General features: G+C 61.6%; 21 protein-coding genes. 2 read left to right on the top strand and 19 right to left on the bottom strand.

What is annotated here, in order from left to right:
* Window positions 1-69 precede the first annotated feature (69 nt).
* On the bottom strand, window positions 70-984 hold the full coding sequence (locus OOZ53_RS12010) for a LysR family transcriptional regulator (RefSeq protein WP_271089801.1): 915 nt from the start codon (window positions 982-984) through the stop codon (window positions 70-72).
* A 109-nt stretch (window positions 985-1,093) separates the two neighbouring features.
* Between OOZ53_RS12010 and OOZ53_RS12015 the strand changes: the two genes are divergently transcribed.
* Both OOZ53_RS12015 and guaD read left to right on the top strand, forming a co-directional pair.
* Window positions 1,094-2,344 carry a urate hydroxylase PuuD gene (locus tag OOZ53_RS12015; protein ID WP_271089802.1) on the top strand — a complete coding sequence of 417 codons (1,251 nt, stop codon included), beginning with the start codon at window positions 1,094-1,096 and terminating at the stop codon, window positions 2,342-2,344.
* Entirely contained in the window at window positions 2,345-3,652 is a 1,308-nt protein-coding gene (gene guaD, locus OOZ53_RS12020) for a guanine deaminase (protein WP_271089803.1), read from the top strand.
* A 76-nt stretch (window positions 3,653-3,728) separates the two neighbouring features.
* Here the strand turns inward: guaD and uraH are convergent, their stop codons facing one another.
* The 18 genes from uraH to OOZ53_RS12110 form a co-directional block, all read right to left on the bottom strand.
* Entirely contained in the window at window positions 3,729-4,091 is a 363-nt protein-coding gene (gene uraH / locus OOZ53_RS12025) for a hydroxyisourate hydrolase (protein ID WP_271089804.1), read from the bottom strand.
* Window positions 4,092-4,109: 18 nt separating this feature from the next.
* On the bottom strand, window positions 4,110-4,607 hold the full coding sequence (locus tag OOZ53_RS12030) for an ureidoglycolate lyase (protein WP_271089805.1): 498 nt from the start codon (window positions 4,605-4,607) through the stop codon (window positions 4,110-4,112).
* Between the two features lies 1 nt (window position 4,608).
* Window positions 4,609-5,655 (bottom strand): allantoicase, encoded by a 1,047-nt coding sequence (alc, locus tag OOZ53_RS12035; protein ID WP_271089807.1) that lies wholly within the window; start codon window positions 5,653-5,655, stop codon window positions 4,609-4,611.
* Between the two features lie 3 nt (window positions 5,656-5,658).
* Entirely contained in the window at window positions 5,659-6,153 is a 495-nt protein-coding gene (gene uraD, locus OOZ53_RS12040; protein WP_271089808.1) for a 2-oxo-4-hydroxy-4-carboxy-5-ureidoimidazoline decarboxylase, read from the bottom strand.
* Window positions 6,150-7,070, bottom strand: coding sequence for an allantoinase PuuE (puuE, locus tag OOZ53_RS12045; RefSeq protein WP_271089809.1), 921 nt, complete (start codon window positions 7,068-7,070; stop codon window positions 6,150-6,152). The genes uraD and puuE overlap by 4 nt, the downstream gene beginning before the upstream one ends.
* A gap of 143 nt (window positions 7,071-7,213) precedes the next feature.
* The gene (locus OOZ53_RS12050) at window positions 7,214-8,122 is read right to left on the bottom strand and encodes a DMT family transporter (RefSeq protein WP_271089810.1); all 909 of its coding nucleotides are present in this window, start codon (window positions 8,120-8,122) and stop codon (window positions 7,214-7,216) included.
* Window positions 8,123-8,221: 99 nt separating this feature from the next.
* Window positions 8,222-8,830: a phosphonate metabolism protein/1,5-bisphosphokinase (PRPP-forming) PhnN gene (gene phnN, locus OOZ53_RS12055; protein ID WP_271089811.1), complete on the bottom strand. Its 609-nt coding sequence runs from the start codon at window positions 8,828-8,830 to the stop codon at window positions 8,222-8,224.
* A gap of 8 nt (window positions 8,831-8,838) precedes the next feature.
* Window positions 8,839-9,978, bottom strand: a complete 1,140-nt coding sequence (locus OOZ53_RS12060; protein ID WP_271089812.1) for an alpha-D-ribose 1-methylphosphonate 5-triphosphate diphosphatase — start codon at window positions 9,976-9,978, stop codon at window positions 8,839-8,841.
* A gap of 24 nt (window positions 9,979-10,002) precedes the next feature.
* The gene (locus OOZ53_RS12065) at window positions 10,003-10,710 is read right to left on the bottom strand and encodes a DUF1045 domain-containing protein (RefSeq protein ID WP_271089813.1); all 708 of its coding nucleotides are present in this window, start codon (window positions 10,708-10,710) and stop codon (window positions 10,003-10,005) included.
* Between the two features lie 88 nt (window positions 10,711-10,798).
* Window positions 10,799-12,373, bottom strand: a complete 1,575-nt coding sequence (gene phnE, locus OOZ53_RS12070) for a phosphonate ABC transporter, permease protein PhnE (protein WP_271089814.1) — start codon at window positions 12,371-12,373, stop codon at window positions 10,799-10,801.
* 3 nt (window positions 12,374-12,376) lie between these two features.
* On the bottom strand, window positions 12,377-13,345 hold the full coding sequence (gene phnE, locus OOZ53_RS12075; protein WP_271089815.1) for a phosphonate ABC transporter, permease protein PhnE: 969 nt from the start codon (window positions 13,343-13,345) through the stop codon (window positions 12,377-12,379).
* Between the two features lie 74 nt (window positions 13,346-13,419).
* The gene (phnD, locus tag OOZ53_RS12080) at window positions 13,420-14,328 is read right to left on the bottom strand and encodes a phosphonate ABC transporter substrate-binding protein (protein WP_271089816.1); all 909 of its coding nucleotides are present in this window, start codon (window positions 14,326-14,328) and stop codon (window positions 13,420-13,422) included.
* A gap of 95 nt (window positions 14,329-14,423) precedes the next feature.
* On the bottom strand, window positions 14,424-15,251 hold the full coding sequence (phnC, locus tag OOZ53_RS12085; protein WP_271089817.1) for a phosphonate ABC transporter ATP-binding protein: 828 nt from the start codon (window positions 15,249-15,251) through the stop codon (window positions 14,424-14,426).
* A 209-nt stretch (window positions 15,252-15,460) separates the two neighbouring features.
* The gene (locus OOZ53_RS12090) at window positions 15,461-16,078 is read right to left on the bottom strand and encodes a DapH/DapD/GlmU-related protein (RefSeq protein WP_271089818.1); all 618 of its coding nucleotides are present in this window, start codon (window positions 16,076-16,078) and stop codon (window positions 15,461-15,463) included.
* The gene (gene phnL / locus OOZ53_RS12095) at window positions 16,078-16,785 is read right to left on the bottom strand and encodes a phosphonate C-P lyase system protein PhnL (protein ID WP_271089819.1); all 708 of its coding nucleotides are present in this window, start codon (window positions 16,783-16,785) and stop codon (window positions 16,078-16,080) included. The genes OOZ53_RS12090 and phnL overlap by 1 nt, the downstream gene beginning before the upstream one ends.
* Before the next feature lie 12 nt (window positions 16,786-16,797).
* A complete protein-coding gene (phnK, locus tag OOZ53_RS12100) occupies window positions 16,798-17,574 on the bottom strand; it encodes a phosphonate C-P lyase system protein PhnK (protein WP_271089820.1) in 777 nt (258 codons plus the stop codon).
* A complete protein-coding gene (locus tag OOZ53_RS12105) occupies window positions 17,571-18,461 on the bottom strand; it encodes an alpha-D-ribose 1-methylphosphonate 5-phosphate C-P-lyase PhnJ (RefSeq protein WP_271089821.1) in 891 nt (296 codons plus the stop codon). The genes phnK and OOZ53_RS12105 overlap by 4 nt, the downstream gene beginning before the upstream one ends.
* Complete coding sequence (locus OOZ53_RS12110) at window positions 18,458-19,573, bottom strand: carbon-phosphorus lyase complex subunit (RefSeq protein WP_271089822.1); 1,116 nt, start codon at window positions 19,571-19,573, stop codon at window positions 18,458-18,460. The genes OOZ53_RS12105 and OOZ53_RS12110 overlap by 4 nt, the downstream gene beginning before the upstream one ends.
* Window position 19,574 lies beyond the last annotated feature (1 nt).

Below are 19,574 nucleotides of genomic sequence, written 5' to 3' on the forward strand. Positions count from 1 at the left end.
TTGGCAGCATGACGGCTTTGCGCGCAACCGTTTTTTTTGCGTTGCGTTTCGAGAGAAACGGGATAGCCGCTACTGAAGCGCCGCGCGGATCATCTTCTGGCAGCGCGCCGCCATGAAATCGATGAAGAGGCGCAGCTTCGGGTCCTGGAAATCCTTGTGCGGAAAGATCACCGCCAGCTTTGCCGGCACCGGCGGATTGTCCGGCAGGACGGTCACAAGCTGGCCCGAATTGATGAAGCGCTGGACCTCGAAGCGCGGCTTGTTGACGATGCCGTGGCCGGCCAGCGCCCATTCCATCAGCACATCGCCGTCGTCGGAATCGAAGACGCCGCTGACCTCGACCTTGCGCACGCCCTCCGGCGTCTGCAGCGACCAGACGAATTCGCTGGAACCGGGAAAGCGCAGGAGCAGGCAGTTGTGGTCGTCCTTCAACAGATCTTCGATGGTCTGCGGCGTGCCTGCCTTGCCGATGTAATCCGGCGACGCGCACAACACCCGTTCGCAATCCATGATGCCGCGCATGCGCAGGGACGAATCCTCGATCACGCCGAGGCGAAAGGCGAGATCGATACTCTCCTTCAGGATGTCGACATTGTGGTCCGACAGGCGCAGGCGCACTTCGATGTCCGGATATTGCTCGTGAAACTCCGGAATTCCGGAGGCTATGAAGCGACGGCCGAACCCGAGCGGCGCCGTTACGCGGATGACGCCTTTCGGCTGACCGGAAACCGAGGCGATCGATGCCTCAGCGTCCTCGACCGCCTGAATAATGCGGCCGGCGCCGCGATAGAATATCTTGCCGTGTTCAGTGGGCGTCAGTTGCCGGGTGGTGCGGTTGAAGAGCCGCACGCCAAGATATTTTTCCAGCTCCTTGACCCGATTGCTGGCAACCGCGGGTGAAATGCGCAGATCGCGGCCCGCCGCCGACAGATTACCGAGCTCGACAACCCGCAAAAAGACCTTGATATTTTCAAAATAAGACATGGTTTGATCCTAGGATTATTTAGAAAATTTTGAAAGTCATCCGGCGAGTTGCGGCTTTTTTTCAAGGCCCGCCGAGGTCAGAATACGGCAAACGACAGGGGAATACTCGATGTACGATTTCGCCATTGCCTGGGACTGGCTGTCCTTTGCCGCGCGCTGGCTGCACGTGATCACCGCGATCGCGTGGATCGGTTCGTCCTTTTATTTCATTGCGCTGGACCTTGGACTGCGGCAACGGGCCGGACTGCCCGAGGGGGCCTATGGCGAGGAATGGCAGGTTCACGGCGGCGGCTTCTACCACATCCAGAAGTACCTTGTGGCGCCGGCGGAAATGCCGGAGCACCTGACCTGGTTCAAGTGGGAATCCTACATGACGTGGATTTCCGGCTTCGCATTAATGGCTATCGTCTATTACGCGGGCGCCGATCTTTATCTTGTCGATCCGGCGGTGCTCGATATTTCGGCCCCCGTCGCCATCCTGATTTCCATCGCCTCGCTGGCCTTCGGATGGCTGGTCTATGACTTCGCGTGCAAGATGTTCCTCGGCAAGAGCGATACGGGCCTGATGATCTTCCTCTATGTCGTGCTCGTCGCCATGGCCTGGGGCTACACGCACCTCTTTACCGGACGAGCGGCGTTCCTGCATCTCGGCGCCTTCACGGCGACGGTCATGTCGGCCAATGTCTTCATGATCATCATTCCGAACCAGAAGATCGTGGTCGCCGACCTGATCGCCGGCCGCAAGCCAGACCCCAAATACGGCCAGATCGCCAAGCAGCGCTCGACGCACAACAACTATCTCACACTGCCGGTGATCTTCCTGATGCTGTCGAACCACTATCCGCTGGCCTTCGCGACGGAGTTCAACTGGGTGATCGCATCGCTGGTCTTCCTGATGGGCGTCACCATCCGCCACTGGTTCAACACGCGCCACGCACGCAAGGGCAACCCGACCTGGACATGGCTGGCGACCGTGATCCTGTTTATTGCCATCATCTGGCTGTCGACGGTCCCGAAGGTTCTCACCGGCGACGGTGAGGAAGAAAATGCGGCGGTCGCGCCGGCCTTCGAGCGTTTTGCGGCCAATGTGCATTTCGACGATGCACGGGAGATTGTCCTGTCGCGCTGTTCCATGTGCCACGCTCAGGAACCGGTGTGGGAGGGGATCATCGCTCCGCCGAAGGGCGTCCTGTTGGAGAGCGACGCCGAAATCGCAGCGAATGCACGCGACATCTATCTGCAGGCCGGCCGCAGCCACGCCATGCCGCCTGCAAATATAACCCAGATCGATCCCGCAGAGCGCGCCATGCTTGTTGCATGGTTCGAAAGCGCGATCGCCGCCAGACCGGAGCAGAATTAAGTGACCGCAAGACTGATCAGGGGGCGGCTGCTCTCCTTCAAGGACGCGCCGAAGAGCATCGACGATACGGGCTCCTACACCTATGAGGAAGACGGCGCCGTCCTGATGGAAAACGGCCACATCGTCGCGGCGGGTGGCTACGATGCCGTCAAGTCGCAGGCGCCTGCCGATGCGATCGAGACCGACCACCGGCCGCACCTCATCATGCCCGGCTTCATCGACGCCCATATCCACTTCCCGCAGATGCAGGTGATCGGCTCCTATGCCGCCGCGCTGCTCGAATGGCTGAACAATTACACATTCGTCGAGGAACAACGGTTCTCCGACGCTGCCCATGCCGCGCGCATCGCCACCGCCTATTTCGACGAACTGGTGCGCCACGGCACCACCACCGCCGTCACCTATTGCTCGGTGCACAAGACATCGGCCGATGCCTTCTTCACCGAAAGTCACAGGCGCAACATGCGCATGGTCGCCGGCAAGGTGATGATGGACCGCAACGCGCCGCCGGGGCTTCTGGACACACCGCAGACCGGCTATGACGACACAAAGGCGGTGATTGCCGACTGGCACGGCAACGGAAGGCAGCTTGTCGCCATCACCCCGCGCTTCGCCATCACCTCGACACCGGAGCAGATGGAGATGGCGGGAACGCTGATGCGTGAGCATCCGGACCTGCACATGCAGACGCATCTTTCGGAGAACAAGGCCGAGATCGAATTCACCAAGGAACTCTATCCCTGGGCCAAGGACTACACCGATGTCTATGAGCGCTACGGGATGCTCGGGCCGACAAGCCTCTTCGGCCACTCGATCCATCTGAGCGAGCGCGAGGCCGACGTCATGTCGGAAACCGGCTCCGTCGCGGTGTTCTGCCCAACCTCGAACCTTTTCCTCGGCAGCGGTCTGTTCGATCTGAAGACGCTGGACGAGCGCTCGAAACCGGTGCGCATCGCGGTGGCCACCGATGTCGGCGGCGGCACCAACTATTCCATGCTGCGCACCATCGACGAGGGCTACAAGGTGCTGCAGCTCCAGGGCCAGCGCATGACGCCGCTGGAAAGCTTCTACCGCATCACGCTCGGCAATGCCCGGGCGCTCTGCCTTGAGGACAAGATCGGCGCGCTGGAGCCGGGCCGCGAAGCCGATATCGTCGTGCTGAATGCCGCCGCGACGCCGGCCATGGCTCTGAAAATGGAAGCCGTCACCAAGCTGACGGAAGAGCTGTTCCTGCTGCAGACACTGGGCGACGACCGCGCCATCGTCGAGACCTATATAGCGGGTGAGCCGGCTAAGAGCACGCTTTAGGCGTTCGATTTCATACAGAAGAAAAACTCGCCAAGACCTTGAAGTCGTGGCGGGTTTTCGTTTTTCGCTTTGCCGGTCAACTGCCGCGATAGGTCGAATAACCGTAGGGCGAGATCAGCAGCGGCACATGGTAATGCGCTCCGGCATCGGCAATGCCGAAGCGGATCGGAATGACATCCAGGAACGCGGGATCCGGCAGCGCGACGCCGCTTTGCCTCAGATAGTCGCCGGCGTGAAAGACGAGTTCATATTGTCCGGCTGAAAATGCATCGCCTGACAACAATGGCGCGTCGCAGCGACCGTCATCATTGGTCGTGACCGACTTTATGAGCGTGCGCGTCTCTCCGTTCAGCGCATAAAGGTCGATGGAAAGGCCGGCCGCCGGATTGCCGGAGCCGGTATCGAGAACATGGGTGGTCAAGCGTCCACTGTCGGCCATGGTTTTTCCTTCACACTTTCATCCAGTCGCGGCCGCGATCACATAGGGGGCCGGATAGGACCATTCTTCAAGATTGACGCCCTCGCCGTCCCGATCGACCACGAGAAACGAACTGGTCTGCCCAAGCGCCATCAGCGGGTGATGCCAGACATTGGCGCGGTAGTTCACGCCCTGGCGGCCATCGGCGAGAAAGGCCTGCGGCCTGCCCGGCCTGCCCTCTTCATCCTCGGCCGCGATCACCAGCCAGGGCCGGTTGTCGAGCGGAAAAAAGGCCTGGCTGCCCAGCGGGTGGCGCTCCATCATCGTCACCGAATAGGGGAACGCGCGCGGCTGGCCGCGGAAAATGCTGATGATCGCCGCACCGTCGGCAATGAGTTCGGCCCGGGCGAGCGCATGAAACCGTTCCGTCGTGCCTTCATTGATCATGCGCAGTTCGGCGCCATCGGTTTCGAGAACGTTCCCGAATGGCGCAAAGGCCTCGCGACTGAGCGGCTGGACGGTCAGCGCTTCGCCCATGTCAGGCCTTGTTGCCGTAAATGCGCAGCCGGCTGACACCGCCATCCGGTCGGATGTTGAAGCGCACATGGGTGAACGGTCCGTTGTTCTCGATCGCGTCCGCGCCGTATTCGTGGATGTGGTCCATCTGCAGTTTCTCGCCCGACAGGATCGGCGTCCAGTTCTCGGATGCCGCGATCTCGGCCTCGTCGAAACCGCCGGAATGATCCGGCAGATAGGCGCCGAGCAGATCGCACGTGTCGGGGAAGTTGCCCTTGAAATGCGCCGTGTCGACGACGACCCGGCTGACGCTGCCGGCATGGCCAAGCTTGAGGACCGACCAGTCATAGCCCGGACCCCGGCGGCGTGCGGTCTCCCAGCCATCGCCCATATTGACGCCGCGGCCGGGGCCCAAAAGCCGTTCAGGCGCGCCGAAATGGGCGTCGGACCAGGCCAGCGCCCGCCCGCCGTGGAACACATAGGCAAGATCGACGTCCTGATCCGCCTCGACCTTGTCCCAGTCGAAATGGGCGGCCCCGTAGACGCGCAGCCGCGCAACGCCGCCATCCGGATAGATGTGCAGGCGCAAATGGGTCCATACGCGGCCCCGCATCGCTTCATCGTCGATTGTGCGGAACTGATGCTGTCCGGGACCCAGATCGGTCTTGCCGAGGATTTCAACCCAGTCGGACTGATCGTCCGGATCGCCATCCTCCATGAAGATGGCTTCAATGCTCGCCTGCGGCGCGTAGTTGCCGGTGAAGTGGCTGGTGTCGATATCGAAGCCGAAAATGCGCCCTGGCATCGCCAGCTTGATGACGCCCCAATCGTGTCCGGCAACGCGCTTGCGACGCGATTCCCAGCCATCCATCCACTTGCCGTTGTCGTCATATTTGTCGGGGATGAACACAGCCGGTTCGTCCGACAGCATCCGTTCCAGCGGCGCGAAGAACTCGTCCGTGGAATAGAGGGCCCTGGCTCCCAGGCGCGCAGACGCAAGATTGATTGCGCCATTGGTGAATTCGGGCATGTCGGTGCCCAGATCGGACGATTTGACGATTTCGTTCATATCCTACTCCGGCAATATCGATTCGAGCCTCAGCCGGGCGATCTTCTCGACCTGCGCACAGGCGGTCTGAAACTCTTCTTCTTCGCTGTTGGAAATGCGTTCACGGAAGTCGGCAAGGATGTCGTCCTTGCCCAAACCCTTGACGGCAATGATGAAGGGAAAGCCGAAACGGCTCATGTAATCGGTGTTGAGGCGGGTGAATTCCGCGTGCTCCTCGGCGCTGAGCCTGTCGAGGCCGGCACCCGCCTGCTCGTTCTTCGAATCCTCGGTGAGCTCACCGGCGACCGCCAGCTTGCCGGCGAGGTCCGGGTGGGCAAGCAGCACGTCACGGCGCTCGTCACGGCTTGCCTGCCGGAAGATCGCGCAGAGCGCAGCGTGCACGGCCCCGGCCCGCAACGGGTCATATACGGCGCCGGAATCGAAAGCCCGTTCGGCAATCCACGGGGAATGCTCGAAGACACCGCCGCACCGGGCAATGAAAGCGCTGCGTGCCGTCATCGATCGCCTCCGGCGGGTTTGTGATGTTCGTGCCAGTGGCGCGCGATGTCGATGCGGCGCGGCACCCAGACATTTTCACGGGACGCCACATAATCGAGGAAGCGGGCCAGCGCAGCCGCCCTGCCGGGCCGTCCGACCAGACGGCAGTGAAGCCCGACAGACATCATTTTCGGCGCGCCGGCCTCCCCCTCGGCATAGAGGACATCGAAGCTGTCCTTGAGATAGGCAAAGAACTGGTCGCCGCTGTTGAAACCCTGCGGCGTTGCAAAGCGCATGTCATTGGCATCGAGCGTATAGGGAATGATCAGGTGCGGACCGTTCGGGCCTTCCACCCAATAGGGCAGATCGTCCGCATAGGCATCGGAGGTATAGAGGAAACCGCCCTCCTCGATCGACAGATCGATCGTGTTGACCGAGCTGCGCCCGGTATACCAGCCAAGCGGACGTTCGCCCGTCACCTCGGTGTGAATGCGGATGGCCTCGCGCATGTGCTCGGCCTCCTCTTCACGGCTGAAGTCGCGGTATTCAATCCATTTGAGGCCGTGCGAGGCGATCTCCCAGCCGGCTTCCTTCATGCCGGCGACGGCCTCGGGGTTACGCTCCAACGCTGTGGCAACGCCGTAAACGGTGACCGGCATCTGCCGGCTCGTGAACATGCGCCAAAGGCGCCAGAAACCGGCGCGGGAGCCATATTCGTAGATGGACTCCATATTCATGTGGCGCTGGCCGGGCCAGGAGGCCGCGCCGACAATTTCCGACAGGAAGGCTTCCGACCCGGCATCGCCGTGAAGGATGTTGTTTTCGCCGCCCTCTTCGTAATTGATCACGAACTGCACGGCCACATTGGCGCCGCCGGGCCATTTCGGATCCGGTGTATTGCGGCCGTAGCCGATCATGTCGCGCGGATAATTCGTCACCGCAACAGCTCCTCATATCTGATGCAACGGTAGCACCACCGCCGCGAAAACTCGACGCTCTACACCCCCAGCAATTATTGAAACTGTTTCACAGGCGAAGGTCTGCGGGACGGCGCGGATGGTGCCGCCGCCATCGGTTCGCTTTATTCAGCTCCGGCAGCCGTTTCCCGCGTCGCCGGAAGTCGTGCCAGGAGAACGCCGCCGGCGAGCACAAGCATGGCGCCCGTAACCTGAACCGCGCCGAGGCCCTGGTGAAAGGCGACAATGCCGAGGATCGCCGAAAACGGTATGGCGGCGTAGCCGACGGGAACGACAATGACAGCATCGGCATTCTGGAAAGCCCGGATCCAGCAATACTGACCGAAAAGCGCCAGCGGGCCGATCGACAGAAGCCAGACCAGATCGGCGCCATGCATGGGCCTCCATAAAAGGAGCGCCGGCACGGCGAGCATGATCACCGCCAGGACATTGACGTAGAGCATGATCACCATCGGGCGCTCGCGCCCGGTCAGCAGCTTGATGAAGAAAAGCTCCGCTCCCGACAGAACCGCACCCGACACGGCAATCCCGATCCCCAGCATATTGGATCCGGCGGCGGCGCTCTCGGCCTGCGAGCGCACGATCAGTATCGCGCCGAGAAGACAGGTCATCGCCGCGAACCAGTGCATCGGACCGGCGCGCTCCTTCAACAGAACGATGGCGAGCAGCATGGCGATGACACCGTTGGTCAGCGAAATGGACGTCGCATCCTCATAGGCCATGAACAAGGGCGCGGATATGATGCAGATTTCGCCGGAAACGCCGCTGACGGCCCGGGCCAGGTGGAGACCCGGAACATCGCTTCGCACCGGCGCGAAGCCGCGATGGATCCACAGCACCGCCGCGCCGATCACGACGGCTGCACCGAGGTAGCGCATGAAGACGATCTGTACCGCATCGACTTCGGCGCCAACGAATTTTCCCGAGGCGAAAATCAGCGTGAAGACAAGGGCCGCGAGAAGCGTCCAAAGCACGGCCCGTAGTGTCGAGAATTTGTCTTCCAATCCTGTCATCCGCTCTCCGGAATGCCATCGACCATGCAATGTTGCTCACCGTCCAGCCGATTCGACCGGACAATTGCAATAACACAAATCGACCAAAAATCTTGGTTGTCAGGTTTCCGACGATTTTGCGGATGCTTCGAGTATCGCCGCGACAAGCGCCCTGCCCGCCGTTTCGACGTCGCCGCTGTTGTCGACGACAATGGCGCCCGGCCAATCGACCTTGAGATTGGCGCTGCGCGCGAGACGTCTGAGGATCTCGTCCTCGCTCTCGCGGCCCCGCAGGGCCAGCCTGCCGGCCAGCACATCGGGCGATGCGGTGATGTTGATGACGGTGAAATTCGCGTAGCGCTCGCCGAGACCCTGCAGGGCGGCGCGCGAGCCGTTGCACACGGCGCAATGGCCGGCGCGGATGCGCGTATCGATCTCGACCGGAAGACCGTATTTCAGCCCATGCGCCGGCCAGTGGAAGGCGAATTTGCCCTGCTTCAATTGCGCTTCGAACGCTTCGGCGGTCGCCGGAATGTGGTCTTCCGTCGCCCCGTCCGCCGGCCGGGTTATGACCCGGCGGACGAAAAACACGTCCTCGCGGCCAGCCAAGGCATCGCGGGCGAAGTTCATGAGCGTGTCCTTGCCGGCACCGCTCGGGCCGACAACCGCGACAAAGGCGCCGCCTTCGACCGGCAGGTCAGCGGGCCTGCCTTCGAGCGATTCGGCCATGGACATCCCTAAGCGACCCGCCGGCCTTCGCGCCAGACCGTGCGGACAATCGGCACGTGATGGTCAACGCTGACGCGCACCAGGTCCCCGCGCTTGCCGATGGCGATCTCGCCCCGATCATCAAGTCCGCAGGACGCCGCCGGGTTTCTCGAGACCATGCAAATGGCCTGCGGCAGGCTGATACTGTCGACGCGCTCACCAAGACCGAATGCCGACTGGATCAGGCTGAACGGGATATAGTCGGAGGACAGGATGTCCAGAAGACCGTTCTCGGCAAGTTCCTGAGCGGCGATGTTTCCGGAATGGGAGCCGCCGCGCACAACATTGGGCGCGCCCATCAGCACGGCAAGGCCGGCCTCCTTGGAGGCCTTGGCGGCCTCGAATGTGGTCGGAAACTCGGCCACCTCGATGCCTTGCTCGATCGCCTCGTCGACATGTTCGAGCGTCGCGTCGTCATGGCTCGCGAGCACGATGCCGCGCTCCTTGCAGGCCTCGGAGATGGCCTTGCGGTTGCGGTCGGAATTGGCTTCCGAATCGGCAATCCGCTTGGCGCAGAAGGCCTTGAAATCCGCATCGGACATCTTCAGCTTGCCCTGATAATAGGTGCTGTAGGCCTCGATATTGCGGAACTGGCGCTGACCCGGCGAATGATCCATCAGCGATGCGAGCCGCACACGGTCGTCGCCATCGAATACCCGGAAGCCGTCAAGGCAGTCCGCCGCCGAAACCTCGCAACGCAGATGCAGGAAGTGATCGGCCCGCAGACGGTCGTTGCGGCATCCGTCGTCAATGGCATCGGCCAGTTGACGCATGTCGCCGGCCGAAAGGTCCGCATCCTCGTCCATGCCGATGCGCAACGCATCGAAAACCGTCGTGATGCCGGACGAGCAGATTTGCGCGTCGTGGGCCAGCACGGCGGCGAACGGGTTCCAGCGGACTTTCGGGCGCGGCGCATAATGGCCTTCGAGGTGGTCGGTATGCAGTTCGACGAGACCCGGAATGACATAGTCGCCTTCCATGTCATCGGCGGACGGCACCGCGGTGGCGCCGCCAATATCGACAATCCGACCGTCGCGCACGACAACCGTGCCCTCGACGATTTCGTCCGTCAAAACAATCCTGGCGTTCTTCAGTATTAACTCAGACATCTTTTCCTGCGATCTCTGTCAATTCTAAGCCGACCGGCGCTGCTCGCCGGCGGTCAACGGAAACAGGGAATGGACCTGGAACGGCGCACCGCTTTCGGCCTCGGTGAACAATGCGATATTGCGGACCTCGACGGGCTCGCTCAGCACCGGATCGAAAAAGGCGTGCAACGCCTGTTCCACCCGTGGCGCGTCGCTCGCTCCCACCGGGCCGGTCAGGGTCATGTGGAAACGGAACTCGTCGAAAACGTAAGGATAGCCCCAGCGCTGCAGATTCGCCAGTTGTGCGGGCGTTAAATTCTGCGGCGCGCGCCGCTCGATCTCGGCCTCGCTCAAAGGCGCGCGGAAGCGATCGAATTCGCGCACGCAACGCCCGGCCAGATCGTTCAGATCAGCTGCCGGCTCCGTCGGTACCAGCGCAAAGAAAGCGCCGAGGCGCGCGATGGACAATTGCGGTATCTCGAAGGAACGCACGGTCGTGGAGAAGGCCGTCAATGCGGCAACCAGTTCGGTTTCGCTGACATCCGCCGCAAGCTGGAACGGCGCCTTCATCGTTCCATGGAAGCCATAGCGCCGTGGCGCAGCCGTATGGAAGGCGATCTCGGCATCGTTCAAGCCGGTGATCGCCGGCGCCTCGACGGTCTCGTCGGTAAAGGCATTGCGCCCCAGCCAGTTCGTCGCCACCCGGGTCAGCGGATCGTTCAATGGCGGAGCAAAATATATCGCGTACCGCATTCCATTATCTCCCAATCGCCGGAATCGCCCATCGCGCTTGCCCGACCTAATAGCACAACTGTGCGACAACAATATCAGAGGTCCTGCCTCAGTCTTCCGTTCGATCGCGCCCGATGAGCCTGCTGCGGATCGCATTGGAGATATTGTCAAAGATAAACACCGTCGCCAGGATCAACACCACCATATAGGCGACATTCTCCCAGTCGGCATTGGTACGCATGGCTTCCCAGAGTTTCAAGCCGATGCCGCCGGCGCCGACCGCGCCGATAATCGTGGCGGAACGCGTGTTCGATTCCCAGAAATAGAGCGACTGGCTGGCAAAGACGGGAAGCACCTGGGGCACGACGCCGTAGCGCTGCACCAGCACCGGCGCGGCGCCGACGGAACGGATACCCTCGCGCTGGCGGTCGTCAATGTTCTCCAGCGCCTCGGAATAGAGCTTTCCGAGCGTGCCGGTGTCGGTAAAGAAGATCGCCGAGATCCCGGCCAGCGGTCCAGGGCCAAAGGCGCGCGTGAAAAACAGCGCCCAAATGAGCATGTCGACGCAGCGCAGGAAGTCGAAGGCCCGCTTGATGAACTGGTTGGCCAGCCAGCTCGGCGTGATGTTGCGGGCCGCGATGAAGGCCAGCGGAAAGGCAAGCAAGGTCGCGAACAGCGTGCCGACAAAGGCCATGACAATGGTCTGCAGGAGCTTGATCCAGACATCGGCATGCTGCCATTCGGCATTGTAGAGGATGTTGTTCCAGGCAAGGGCCGCGTTGGACATGTCCGGATCGATGCGCTCGCCGGAAAAGACCAGCCCGGCGACTTGCGAGAAACTCTTGCCCCAGAAGGGGGAATTGGTGTCGAACCAGAAATTCTCCCAGCCCAGGAAGCGGTGGCGGACCTTGACCTCGTCGCTCTCGACCTCGACCGTGCCGGCAAAGCCGAAATTCATCAGGATATCGCCGCCGGCATCGCGCTGGCTCGCCCATGCGGGCAATTCGCCGCGCGCCGATACGGACTCGTCGGGCACGATGTCGATCAACAGCGTCTCGCCGCCATAGTCGACGCTGACCTGCCGCGGCACGATCTCGATCCTGGCCGAGCCGATCTCGACATCGACACGGGTTACGACGGTTTCCGAAACCGTCTTCGTTTCCGGTGCGGGCTGTTCCGCTTCCGCAGGCTTTTCGGTGCCGGGCGACATGAAGCTGTTCGCGGTCGAACCGGAGTCAGCACCGCCCTCCTGCGTGCCCGGCGCACCGGGAACCATGAAGCTGTTCACCTTCGATTGTGTGCTCGTTTCGGTGCCGATGCCCGCGCCCGCATTGACGACGACCTCGCGCTGAACGGTCTCGGTGGTCTTGCTGATCCAGGCAGGATCGGGATCCTTGCCGAGCGGCGAGAACCGCGGGAATTCGACGTCGAGGTAATCCCCGTCATATTCGATGTCCGGGCGCGCCTCGTAGCTCACCCAGTCCGCAAGATAGTTGCCGGCAATGTTCCAGTTGCCGTTCCTGAAGGCTTCTCCGATGCCAAACAGCGACCAGGCAAAAAACAGATAGGCGATGACGACGACGCCGATCAGCGGCGCGCGCCAGCGTTCGATGAACGGCCGGTTGAAGACCGCGTGGTGGCGCGCGGCAATTTCATCGACGGCGGAAGCGGATAAATTGTTCATTGCCTAGCCTCCGCGACCGAATTCAAATGCCTGATTGCCGACGAGCCGCTTGCGCAGATGCGCGGAAATCTGATCGATGACGACGATCGTCGTAAACAGAAGAATGATGATTGCCAGCGTCTTGGCCTCGTGACCCCGGCTGATCGACAGGCGCAGGGATTCGCCGATGCCGCCACCGCCGACCGCGCCGATGATGGTGGAGGCGCGCACATTGATCTCGAAGCGCAGCAGCGCATAGGACAGGAAATTCGGCATGACCTGCGGGACAATGCCGAACCAGACCCGCTCCACCCAGTTGCCGCCGGAGGCGCGCAGGCCCTCCTCGGGGCGCATGTCGGCATTCTCGACCACTTCGAAGAACATCTTGCCGAGCGCGCCGATGGTATGGATCGCGACGGCGATGACTGCAGGGATGGGCCCAAGGGACAGAATGGCGAGGAAGAAGCCGGCGATGACGATTTCCGGGAAAGCGCGCAGCAGCTCCATGAAACGGCGCACGAAGAACCGCAGCCAGCGGCGGGTCGTCAGGTTCTTGGCAGCCAGAAAGCAGAGCAGGAAACCGAAGGTGAAGCCGATCAGCGTCGCGACCAAGGCGATGTTGATGGTCTCGATCATCTTGTACACATATTCGGGCACATAGATGTTCTCGGTCAGATAGAAGCGGCCGTCCGGATAATTGTATTTCAGGCTTCCATCGGCGAAAGGCGACGGAAGGTCGAACATGGCGCGCCAGATCTCGGCCCCGGAGCGCGGGATCAGATCGCCGATAAAGTCAAAGAAATGCGGCAGCCGGTCAAAGAACTTGCCGGCATTGGTCTCGTTGGCGAACCAAAGCGAGGCCGCAAGGATCACCGCCAGTCCGAATATCCCGCCCCAGGTGTAGAGGCGGCGCTTGAACAGCATTTCCTGCCAGTGTCGCTCGACAAGCCGGCCCTCGGCGGAAAGCTGAACGTTTGGAACAGCGGTGCTCATGTCTTGAAAATCCAGAAAGGTTCGAATACGCGCCGTGGCCGCAGGCGGGCCACGACGCTTTGTGATTCAGCCGGTTAGCTGCCGATCTTCGCCTTACGCGCGGCGATGATGGTTTTGTAGAATTCCTCGTCGACTTCGGTGAAACCCTTGTAATCGCCGCCCTGGATGGCGCTGAAGCACTCGGGATCCTTTTCCGGAAGCGCCATCATGAATTCCTTGAACTTGGTCTTCATGTCCGTATCCATGGAGGAACGCACGACGATCGGACCGTTCGGGATCTGCGGTGACTGCCAGACCTGGACGAGATCGCCCATGTCGAGGATACCCTTGTCGACCATCTTGCGCAGATTGCCGGATGTGTAGCCGTCCTCGAACTTGCCGACGCCGGAAGACCAGGTGGTGCCGGCATCGAAGTTGCCCTTGACCACTTCGAGGACGAGGTTCTCGTGGCCGCCGCCAAAGCCGGTCTCACCGAAATATTCGTCGATGCTGGTGCCGACATCGTTCGGAAGCGAAACGCTCGGGACCAGGAAGCCGGACGTCGAATCCGGGTCGGCAAAGCCGAGCTTCTTGCCCTTCATGTCTTCAAGCGTCTTGATGCCGGAATCCTTGCGGGCGACCATAACGGCATAGTAACCGGTCGAGCCGTCGGTCTGGATGGTGGTCAGGATCGGCTCAACGGCCTTCGGGTCGGCAAGGTAAACCTTGGCATAGCCGGATGCGCCGAGTTCTGCATAGTCGAGCGTTCCGCCCAGCAGGCCCTGAACGACGCCGTCATAGTCGGCGGCCGGGAAGAGCGATACCTTTTCGACGCCGATGGCGGCCGGAAGCTGCTCGACCATGCACTGGAAGTTGCGCAGCCGATCAGCTTCGTTTTCGCCGCCGAGGATCCCGATGCGGAATACTTTCAGATCTTCGGCCTGTGCAGTGCCTGCAAGCATGGCTGCCACTGCGACTGCACCAAGAAGCGTTTTCTTGAACATGGGGTTTCTCCTGTCTTAATCCCAGTCAAACTCAAAAACAGTCTTTGCGGTTGGCCCTTCACGCGGGCAAAACGATCATGGTCCCTGCCCGGTTCTCAAGCCGCCGGTTCAAGGGGACCCAGCGATTCCTCGCGGCCGCCGTCCGGCTGGCCGAGGCTGGTCGATGTGATTTCTTCTGACAGTTCGTCGCCGTCCGCGCCGTAGATCATGCGCACCGCGTCCCTGGTCAGTTCGTTCGCCGGTCCGTCGAACACGACCCTGCCCGCGGCCATGCCGATGACACGCTCGCAATAGGTGCGCGCAGTATCGAGCGTATGCAGATTGGTGACGACGGTGATGCCTTCCTCCCGGTTGATGCTTTTCAGCGAGTCCATCACGATCTGGGCATTCAGCGGGTCGAGAGAGGCGATCGGCTCGTCGGCAAGCAGCATTTTCGGCTGCTGCATGAGCGCCCGTGCGATGGCGACGCGCTGCTGCTGGCCACCCGAGAGCGTACCGGCGCGTTGCAGCGCGGTCTGGGCAATGCCAAGGCGCTCCAGCGCCATGATGCCCATGGCCCGCTCTTCGCGTGACCAGGAGCCGACGAGATTGAGCATGGTGGAGCGGTGGTTGAGCCGCCCGAGCAGCACATTGGTGAGAACGTTAAGGCGCGGAACGAGATTGAACTGCTGGAAGATCATGGCACAGTCGCGCTGCCAGCGGCGCAGTTCGGCGCCCTGAAGGGACGAGACCTGGACCTCGTTGAAGCGGATGACACCGCCACTGGGATCGATCAGCCGGTTGAGCATGCGCAGCAGCGTCGACTTGCCGGCGCCCGAGCGGCCGATAACTCCGACCATCTGACCCTGCGGGATCGTGACCGTGACGTTGTCGACGGCCGCAAAGTCTCCGAACCTTCTCGTGACATTCTCAAGCTTCAACATCGCCAGCCCCAGGTCGCTTTCCCGATTATTCTCTGGGGTTACCGGTAGAGCCTGTCCGTGACCGTAAAATTACACTTTTGTGTCGCGAATATTACAAAGTTCGAAACTTGAGTATCTGTGCATATTTAATTCCTATGTATATGAAATAGCACAAAAATACCGCTGAAATCATCAGCAGGAATATGAAGATACCGTGACGCGCTTGTTGTCTATTGCGCGTATTCGTCCAAAAACTGCTCGGCGGTCATGGAACGGAAATCGGCCAGCGCGGAATGCAGCCGCCCGTGTTCCCAATCCCACCATGCAAGCGCGTCCATACGGGCCGCCGTTTCCTCCGAAAAACGCCTTCGAACAGGCTTTGCAGGCACGCCCGCAACGATGGTGTAGGGCGCCACATCCTTCGACACGACCGCGCCGGCGCCGACCACCGCGCCATTGCCGACGCTGACGCCCGGCAGCAGGATCGCACCGTGACCGATCCACACGTCGTGGCCTATTGTTACACGGTTGTCGCGGCGCCATTCGAAGAACTCCTCCTCGTGGGACTCGCCCTCGAAATAGTCGCCCGCACGATAGGTGAAGTGGTGCTGCGTTGCGCGCCATGTCGGATGGTTCGTCGCATTGATCCGCACGTGGCTGGCAATGTTGACGAACTTGCCGATGCTCGCGGCCCAGGCCTCAGTCTCGCGTATGGCGTAGGAATAGTCGCCCATTTCGCACTCGACCAGGTGACAGCGTTCATCGATCTCGGTGTAGCGACCGAGCGTGCAGTTGTGCACCACCGCCGTCTCGTGAACGAACGGCCGCTCCGAGAGGTTCTTCTGCATTACGCCGCTTCCTTGGGCGCACTGAACAGGGACACGTCGATGATCCTGTCGGCGACGGCCTCGCGCACGTCCTGATCATGGAAGATGCCGAGCAGCGCCGTGCCGGCCTCCTTTTTGGCGCGGATGAGATCGACGACAACCGCCCGGTTCGCCGCATCCAGCGATGCGGTCGGCTCGTCCAGAAGCAGAAGCGGATGATCCGTGATGAAGCCGCGCGCGATATTGACCCGCTGCTGCTCGCCGCCGGAAAAGGTTGCCGGCGGCAGCGACCAAAGACGCTCCGGCAGGTTGAGACGCGCGAGCAGGTCGCCGGCGCAATCGCGGGCTTCCTCATGCGCGACGCCCTTTGCGAGAAGCGGCTCGGCCACCACATCCACAGCGGCAACGCGCGGAACCGTCCGCAGGAATTGGCTGACATAGCCGACAACATCGCGGCGGATCGTGAGGACGGAACGCGGATCGGCGCTGGCGATATCGACCGTCACATCATTATGAGTGATCAGCACCTGTCCGGTATCCACGGAATAGTTTCCATAGAGCATTTTCAGAATGGAGCTTTTCCCGATGCCCGACGGCCCGCCAAGGACCGCGCATTCTCCGGCGGCCACCGAAAAACTGACATTCTCGACAACCGGAAGGCGGATGCCGTCGCGCAGATGCATGGTGAAGCTCTTGGCGACCTCGGAAACAACAAGCGGTGTAGCCATTTTGGAGATCTCCTAAACCTGCAAAATCGAAGAGACGAGCAACTGCGTGTAGGGCTCGCGCGGATCGTCGAGCACCCGGTCCGTCAGGCCGTGTTCGATCACGTTGCCGTCCTTCATCACCATCATGCGGTGAGACAGAAGCCGCGCCACGGCCAGGTCGTGGGTGACCACGATGGCGGCAAGCCCGAGATCATTGACAAGGCCGCGCACCAGGTCGAGCAGGCGGGCCTGGACCGAGACGTCAAGGCCGCCGGTCGGCTCGTCCATGAAGACGAGGCGCGGGCCGGTCACCAGGTTGCGGGCAATCTGAAGACGCTGGCGCATGCCGCCGGAAAAATCCCGCGGCTGATCGTCGATGCGGTCCGTGTCGATCTCGACACGGCCGAGCCATTGCGAGGCGGTGTCGCGGATATTGCCGTAGTGGCGGTCGCCGATGGCCATGAGCCGCTCGCCGACATTGGCGCCGGCGGAGACGGTCATGCGCAGACCGTCGGCCGGATTCTGATGCACGAAGCCCCAATCGGTGCGCATCAGAAACCGGCGTTCAGCCTCGCCCATGCGGTAAAGATCCCGGAACTGGCCGTCACGCATGCGGTATTCCACGGTACCGGATGTCGGCAAAAGGCGTGTTGAAATCGCGTTCAGCAGCGTGGTCTTGCCGGATCCGGACTCGCCGACCACGGCCAGCACTTCGCCCGGCCACAGTTCGAAGGAGACGTCACGGCAACCGACACGGGCGCCGTAGAACTTGGTAACGGCATTCACGCGCAGGAGGGGATGATCACTCATTGTGCGGTCTCCGGGGCTTCGCCCGCGAGGTGACCGACATGGCCCTCCGCGCGGCGTTTCTCGCAGTGGTCGGTGTCGGAACAGACGAACATGCGTCCGCCCTTGTCATTCAGGATCACCTCGTCCAGATAAACATTGCGCGCGCCGCAAAGAGCGCATGGTTCGTCAAATTTCTGAATCTCGAACGGGTGGTCCTCGAAATCGAGACTAACGACATCGGTATAGGGCGGGACCGCGTAGATGCGCTTTTCGCGGCCGGCGCCGAAAAGCTGCAGCGCCTCGGAGCGGTGCATCTTCGGATTGTCGAATTTCGGTGTCGGCGACGGGTCCATGACGTAGCGCCCCTCGACCTTGACCGGATAGGCGTAGGTGGTGGCGATGTGGCCGTTCTTGGCGATGTCCTCATAGAGCTTGACGTGCATGAGGCCGTATTCTTCCAGCGCATGCATCTTGCGGGTTTCCGTCTCGCGCGGCTCGAGGAAACGCAGGGGCTCCGGGATCGGCACCTGATAGACGAGGATCTGCCCCTCCTTCAGCGTTTCCTCCGGGATACGGTGACGCGTCTGGATAATCGTTGCCTCCGCCGTGCTGGTGGTCACGGCGACATTCGCCACCTTCTGGAAGAAGGCACGGATGGAGACCGCGTTGGTGGTGTCGTCGGCGCCCTGGTCGATCACCTTCAGCGTGTCGTCCGGCCCGAGCACGGAAGCCGTGACCTGGACACCGCCGGTGCCCCAGCCATAGGGCATCGGCATTTCGCGGCTGGCGAAGGGCACCTGGTAGCCGGGAATGGCGATCGCCTTCAGGATCGCACGGCGGATCATGCGTTTCGTCTGCTCGTCGAGATAGGCGAAATTGTAGGTCGCCAATTGCGCGTGGGTGTTCATTCGGCTGCCTCCAGATTGTCGCCCTGTTCTTCCGCACCGTCCTGGCGTGCGTCGAACTCGCTGCGCATGCGGCGCACCAGATCCAGCTCTGCCTGGAAATCCACATAGTGGGGCAGCTTCAAATGTTCGACGAAGCCGGTCGCCTGAACATTGTCCGAATGGGAAATGACGAATTCCTCGTCCTGCGCCGGCGCCGTCAGGTCCTCGCCCAGTTCCGTGGCGCGCAACGTCCGGTCGACCATCGACATGGACATCGCCTTGCGCTCGCTCTGGCCGAAGACGAGGCCGTAGCCGCGCGTGAATTGCGGCGGCGGCTTGGCCGATCCCTTGAACTGGTTGACCATCTGGCACTCGGTCACGCGGATGCGTCCGATGGAGACGGCAAAACCAAGTTCGGGAACATCGATCTCCACTTCGACCTCGCCGATGCGGATTTCGCCCGCAAAGGGGTGGCTTCGGGCGTAGCCGCGCTGCGTGGAATAGGCGAGCGCCAGCAGGAAACCCTCATCGCCGCGCGACAGTGCCTGGAGGCGTGTGTCGCGCGTCATAGGAAACTCCATGGGCTCGCGCGTCAGATCGCCTGTCCGGTGATCGTCCGGCAATTCGCCGTCGCCCTCGATGAGCCCTTCCTGGTCGAGGATTTCCGACACCCTCGGCGTATGGCCGGTCTCGGCATCGCGGCTCTGCGGCTCGTCAACCACCTCGTCGCCCTTCAACTGCGGATCAAGCAGGCGGTGAGTGTAATCGAAGGTCGGGCCCAGCAGCTGACCGCCGGGCAGATCCTTGTAGGTGGCTGAAATGCGGCGCTCGATCAGCATGTCACCGGTATCGATCGGGTTGGAATAACCGAAGCGCGGCAGCGTGGTCCGATAGGCGCGCAGCAGGAAGATCGCCTCGATCATGTCGCCCCGCGCCTGTTTGAAGGCCAGGGCAGCGAGTTCCTTGTCATAGAGCGATCCCTCGCTCATGATCCGGTCGACGGCGAGACCGAGCTGCTCGACGATCTGTTCGATCGTCATGGCCGGCACCGAACGATCTCCGCGGCGGCGGTCGGCGAGCAGTTGATGCGCATTGCTGATGGCGGCTTCCCCGCCCTTTACGGCTACATACATG

This window comes from Allohoeflea poritis (genome assembly GCF_027889715.1).
Taxonomy (GTDB): domain Bacteria; phylum Pseudomonadota; class Alphaproteobacteria; order Rhizobiales; family Rhizobiaceae; genus Hoeflea_A; species Hoeflea_A poritis.

Excerpts from the sequence above, each read along its gene's own strand:
- OOZ53_RS12010 (WP_271089801.1), bottom strand. The coding sequence starts at position 984 with ATGTCTTATTTTGAAAATATCAAGGTCTTTTTGCGGGTTGTCGAGCTC.
- OOZ53_RS12015 (WP_271089802.1), top strand. The coding sequence starts at position 1,094 with ATGTACGATTTCGCCATTGCCTGGGACTGGCTGTCCTTTGCCGCGCGC.
- uraH (WP_271089804.1), bottom strand. The coding sequence starts at position 4,091 with ATGGCCGACAGTGGACGCTTGACCACCCATGTTCTCGATACCGGCTCC.
- OOZ53_RS12030 (WP_271089805.1), bottom strand. The coding sequence starts at position 4,607 with ATGGGCGAAGCGCTGACCGTCCAGCCGCTCAGTCGCGAGGCCTTTGCG.
- alc (WP_271089807.1), bottom strand. The coding sequence starts at position 5,655 with ATGAACGAAATCGTCAAATCGTCCGATCTGGGCACCGACATGCCCGAA.
- uraD (WP_271089808.1), bottom strand. The coding sequence starts at position 6,153 with ATGACGGCACGCAGCGCTTTCATTGCCCGGTGCGGCGGTGTCTTCGAG.
- OOZ53_RS12050 (WP_271089810.1), bottom strand. The coding sequence starts at position 8,122 with ATGACAGGATTGGAAGACAAATTCTCGACACTACGGGCCGTGCTTTGG.
- phnN (WP_271089811.1), bottom strand. The coding sequence starts at position 8,830 with ATGGCCGAATCGCTCGAAGGCAGGCCCGCTGACCTGCCGGTCGAAGGC.
- OOZ53_RS12060 (WP_271089812.1), bottom strand. The coding sequence starts at position 9,978 with ATGTCTGAGTTAATACTGAAGAACGCCAGGATTGTTTTGACGGACGAA.
- OOZ53_RS12065 (WP_271089813.1), bottom strand. The coding sequence starts at position 10,710 with ATGCGGTACGCGATATATTTTGCTCCGCCATTGAACGATCCGCTGACC.
- phnE (WP_271089814.1), bottom strand. The coding sequence starts at position 12,373 with ATGAACAATTTATCCGCTTCCGCCGTCGATGAAATTGCCGCGCGCCAC.
- phnE (WP_271089815.1), bottom strand. The coding sequence starts at position 13,345 with ATGAGCACCGCTGTTCCAAACGTTCAGCTTTCCGCCGAGGGCCGGCTT.
- phnD (WP_271089816.1), bottom strand. The coding sequence starts at position 14,328 with ATGTTCAAGAAAACGCTTCTTGGTGCAGTCGCAGTGGCAGCCATGCTT.
- phnC (WP_271089817.1), bottom strand. The coding sequence starts at position 15,251 with ATGTTGAAGCTTGAGAATGTCACGAGAAGGTTCGGAGACTTTGCGGCC.
- OOZ53_RS12090 (WP_271089818.1), bottom strand. The coding sequence starts at position 16,078 with ATGCAGAAGAACCTCTCGGAGCGGCCGTTCGTTCACGAGACGGCGGTG.
- phnL (WP_271089819.1), bottom strand. The coding sequence starts at position 16,785 with ATGGCTACACCGCTTGTTGTTTCCGAGGTCGCCAAGAGCTTCACCATG.
- phnK (WP_271089820.1), bottom strand. The coding sequence starts at position 17,574 with ATGAGTGATCATCCCCTCCTGCGCGTGAATGCCGTTACCAAGTTCTAC.
- OOZ53_RS12105 (WP_271089821.1), bottom strand. The coding sequence starts at position 18,461 with ATGAACACCCACGCGCAATTGGCGACCTACAATTTCGCCTATCTCGAC.
- OOZ53_RS12110 (WP_271089822.1), bottom strand. The coding sequence starts at position 19,573 with ATGTATGTAGCCGTAAAGGGCGGGGAAGCCGCCATCAGCAATGCGCAT.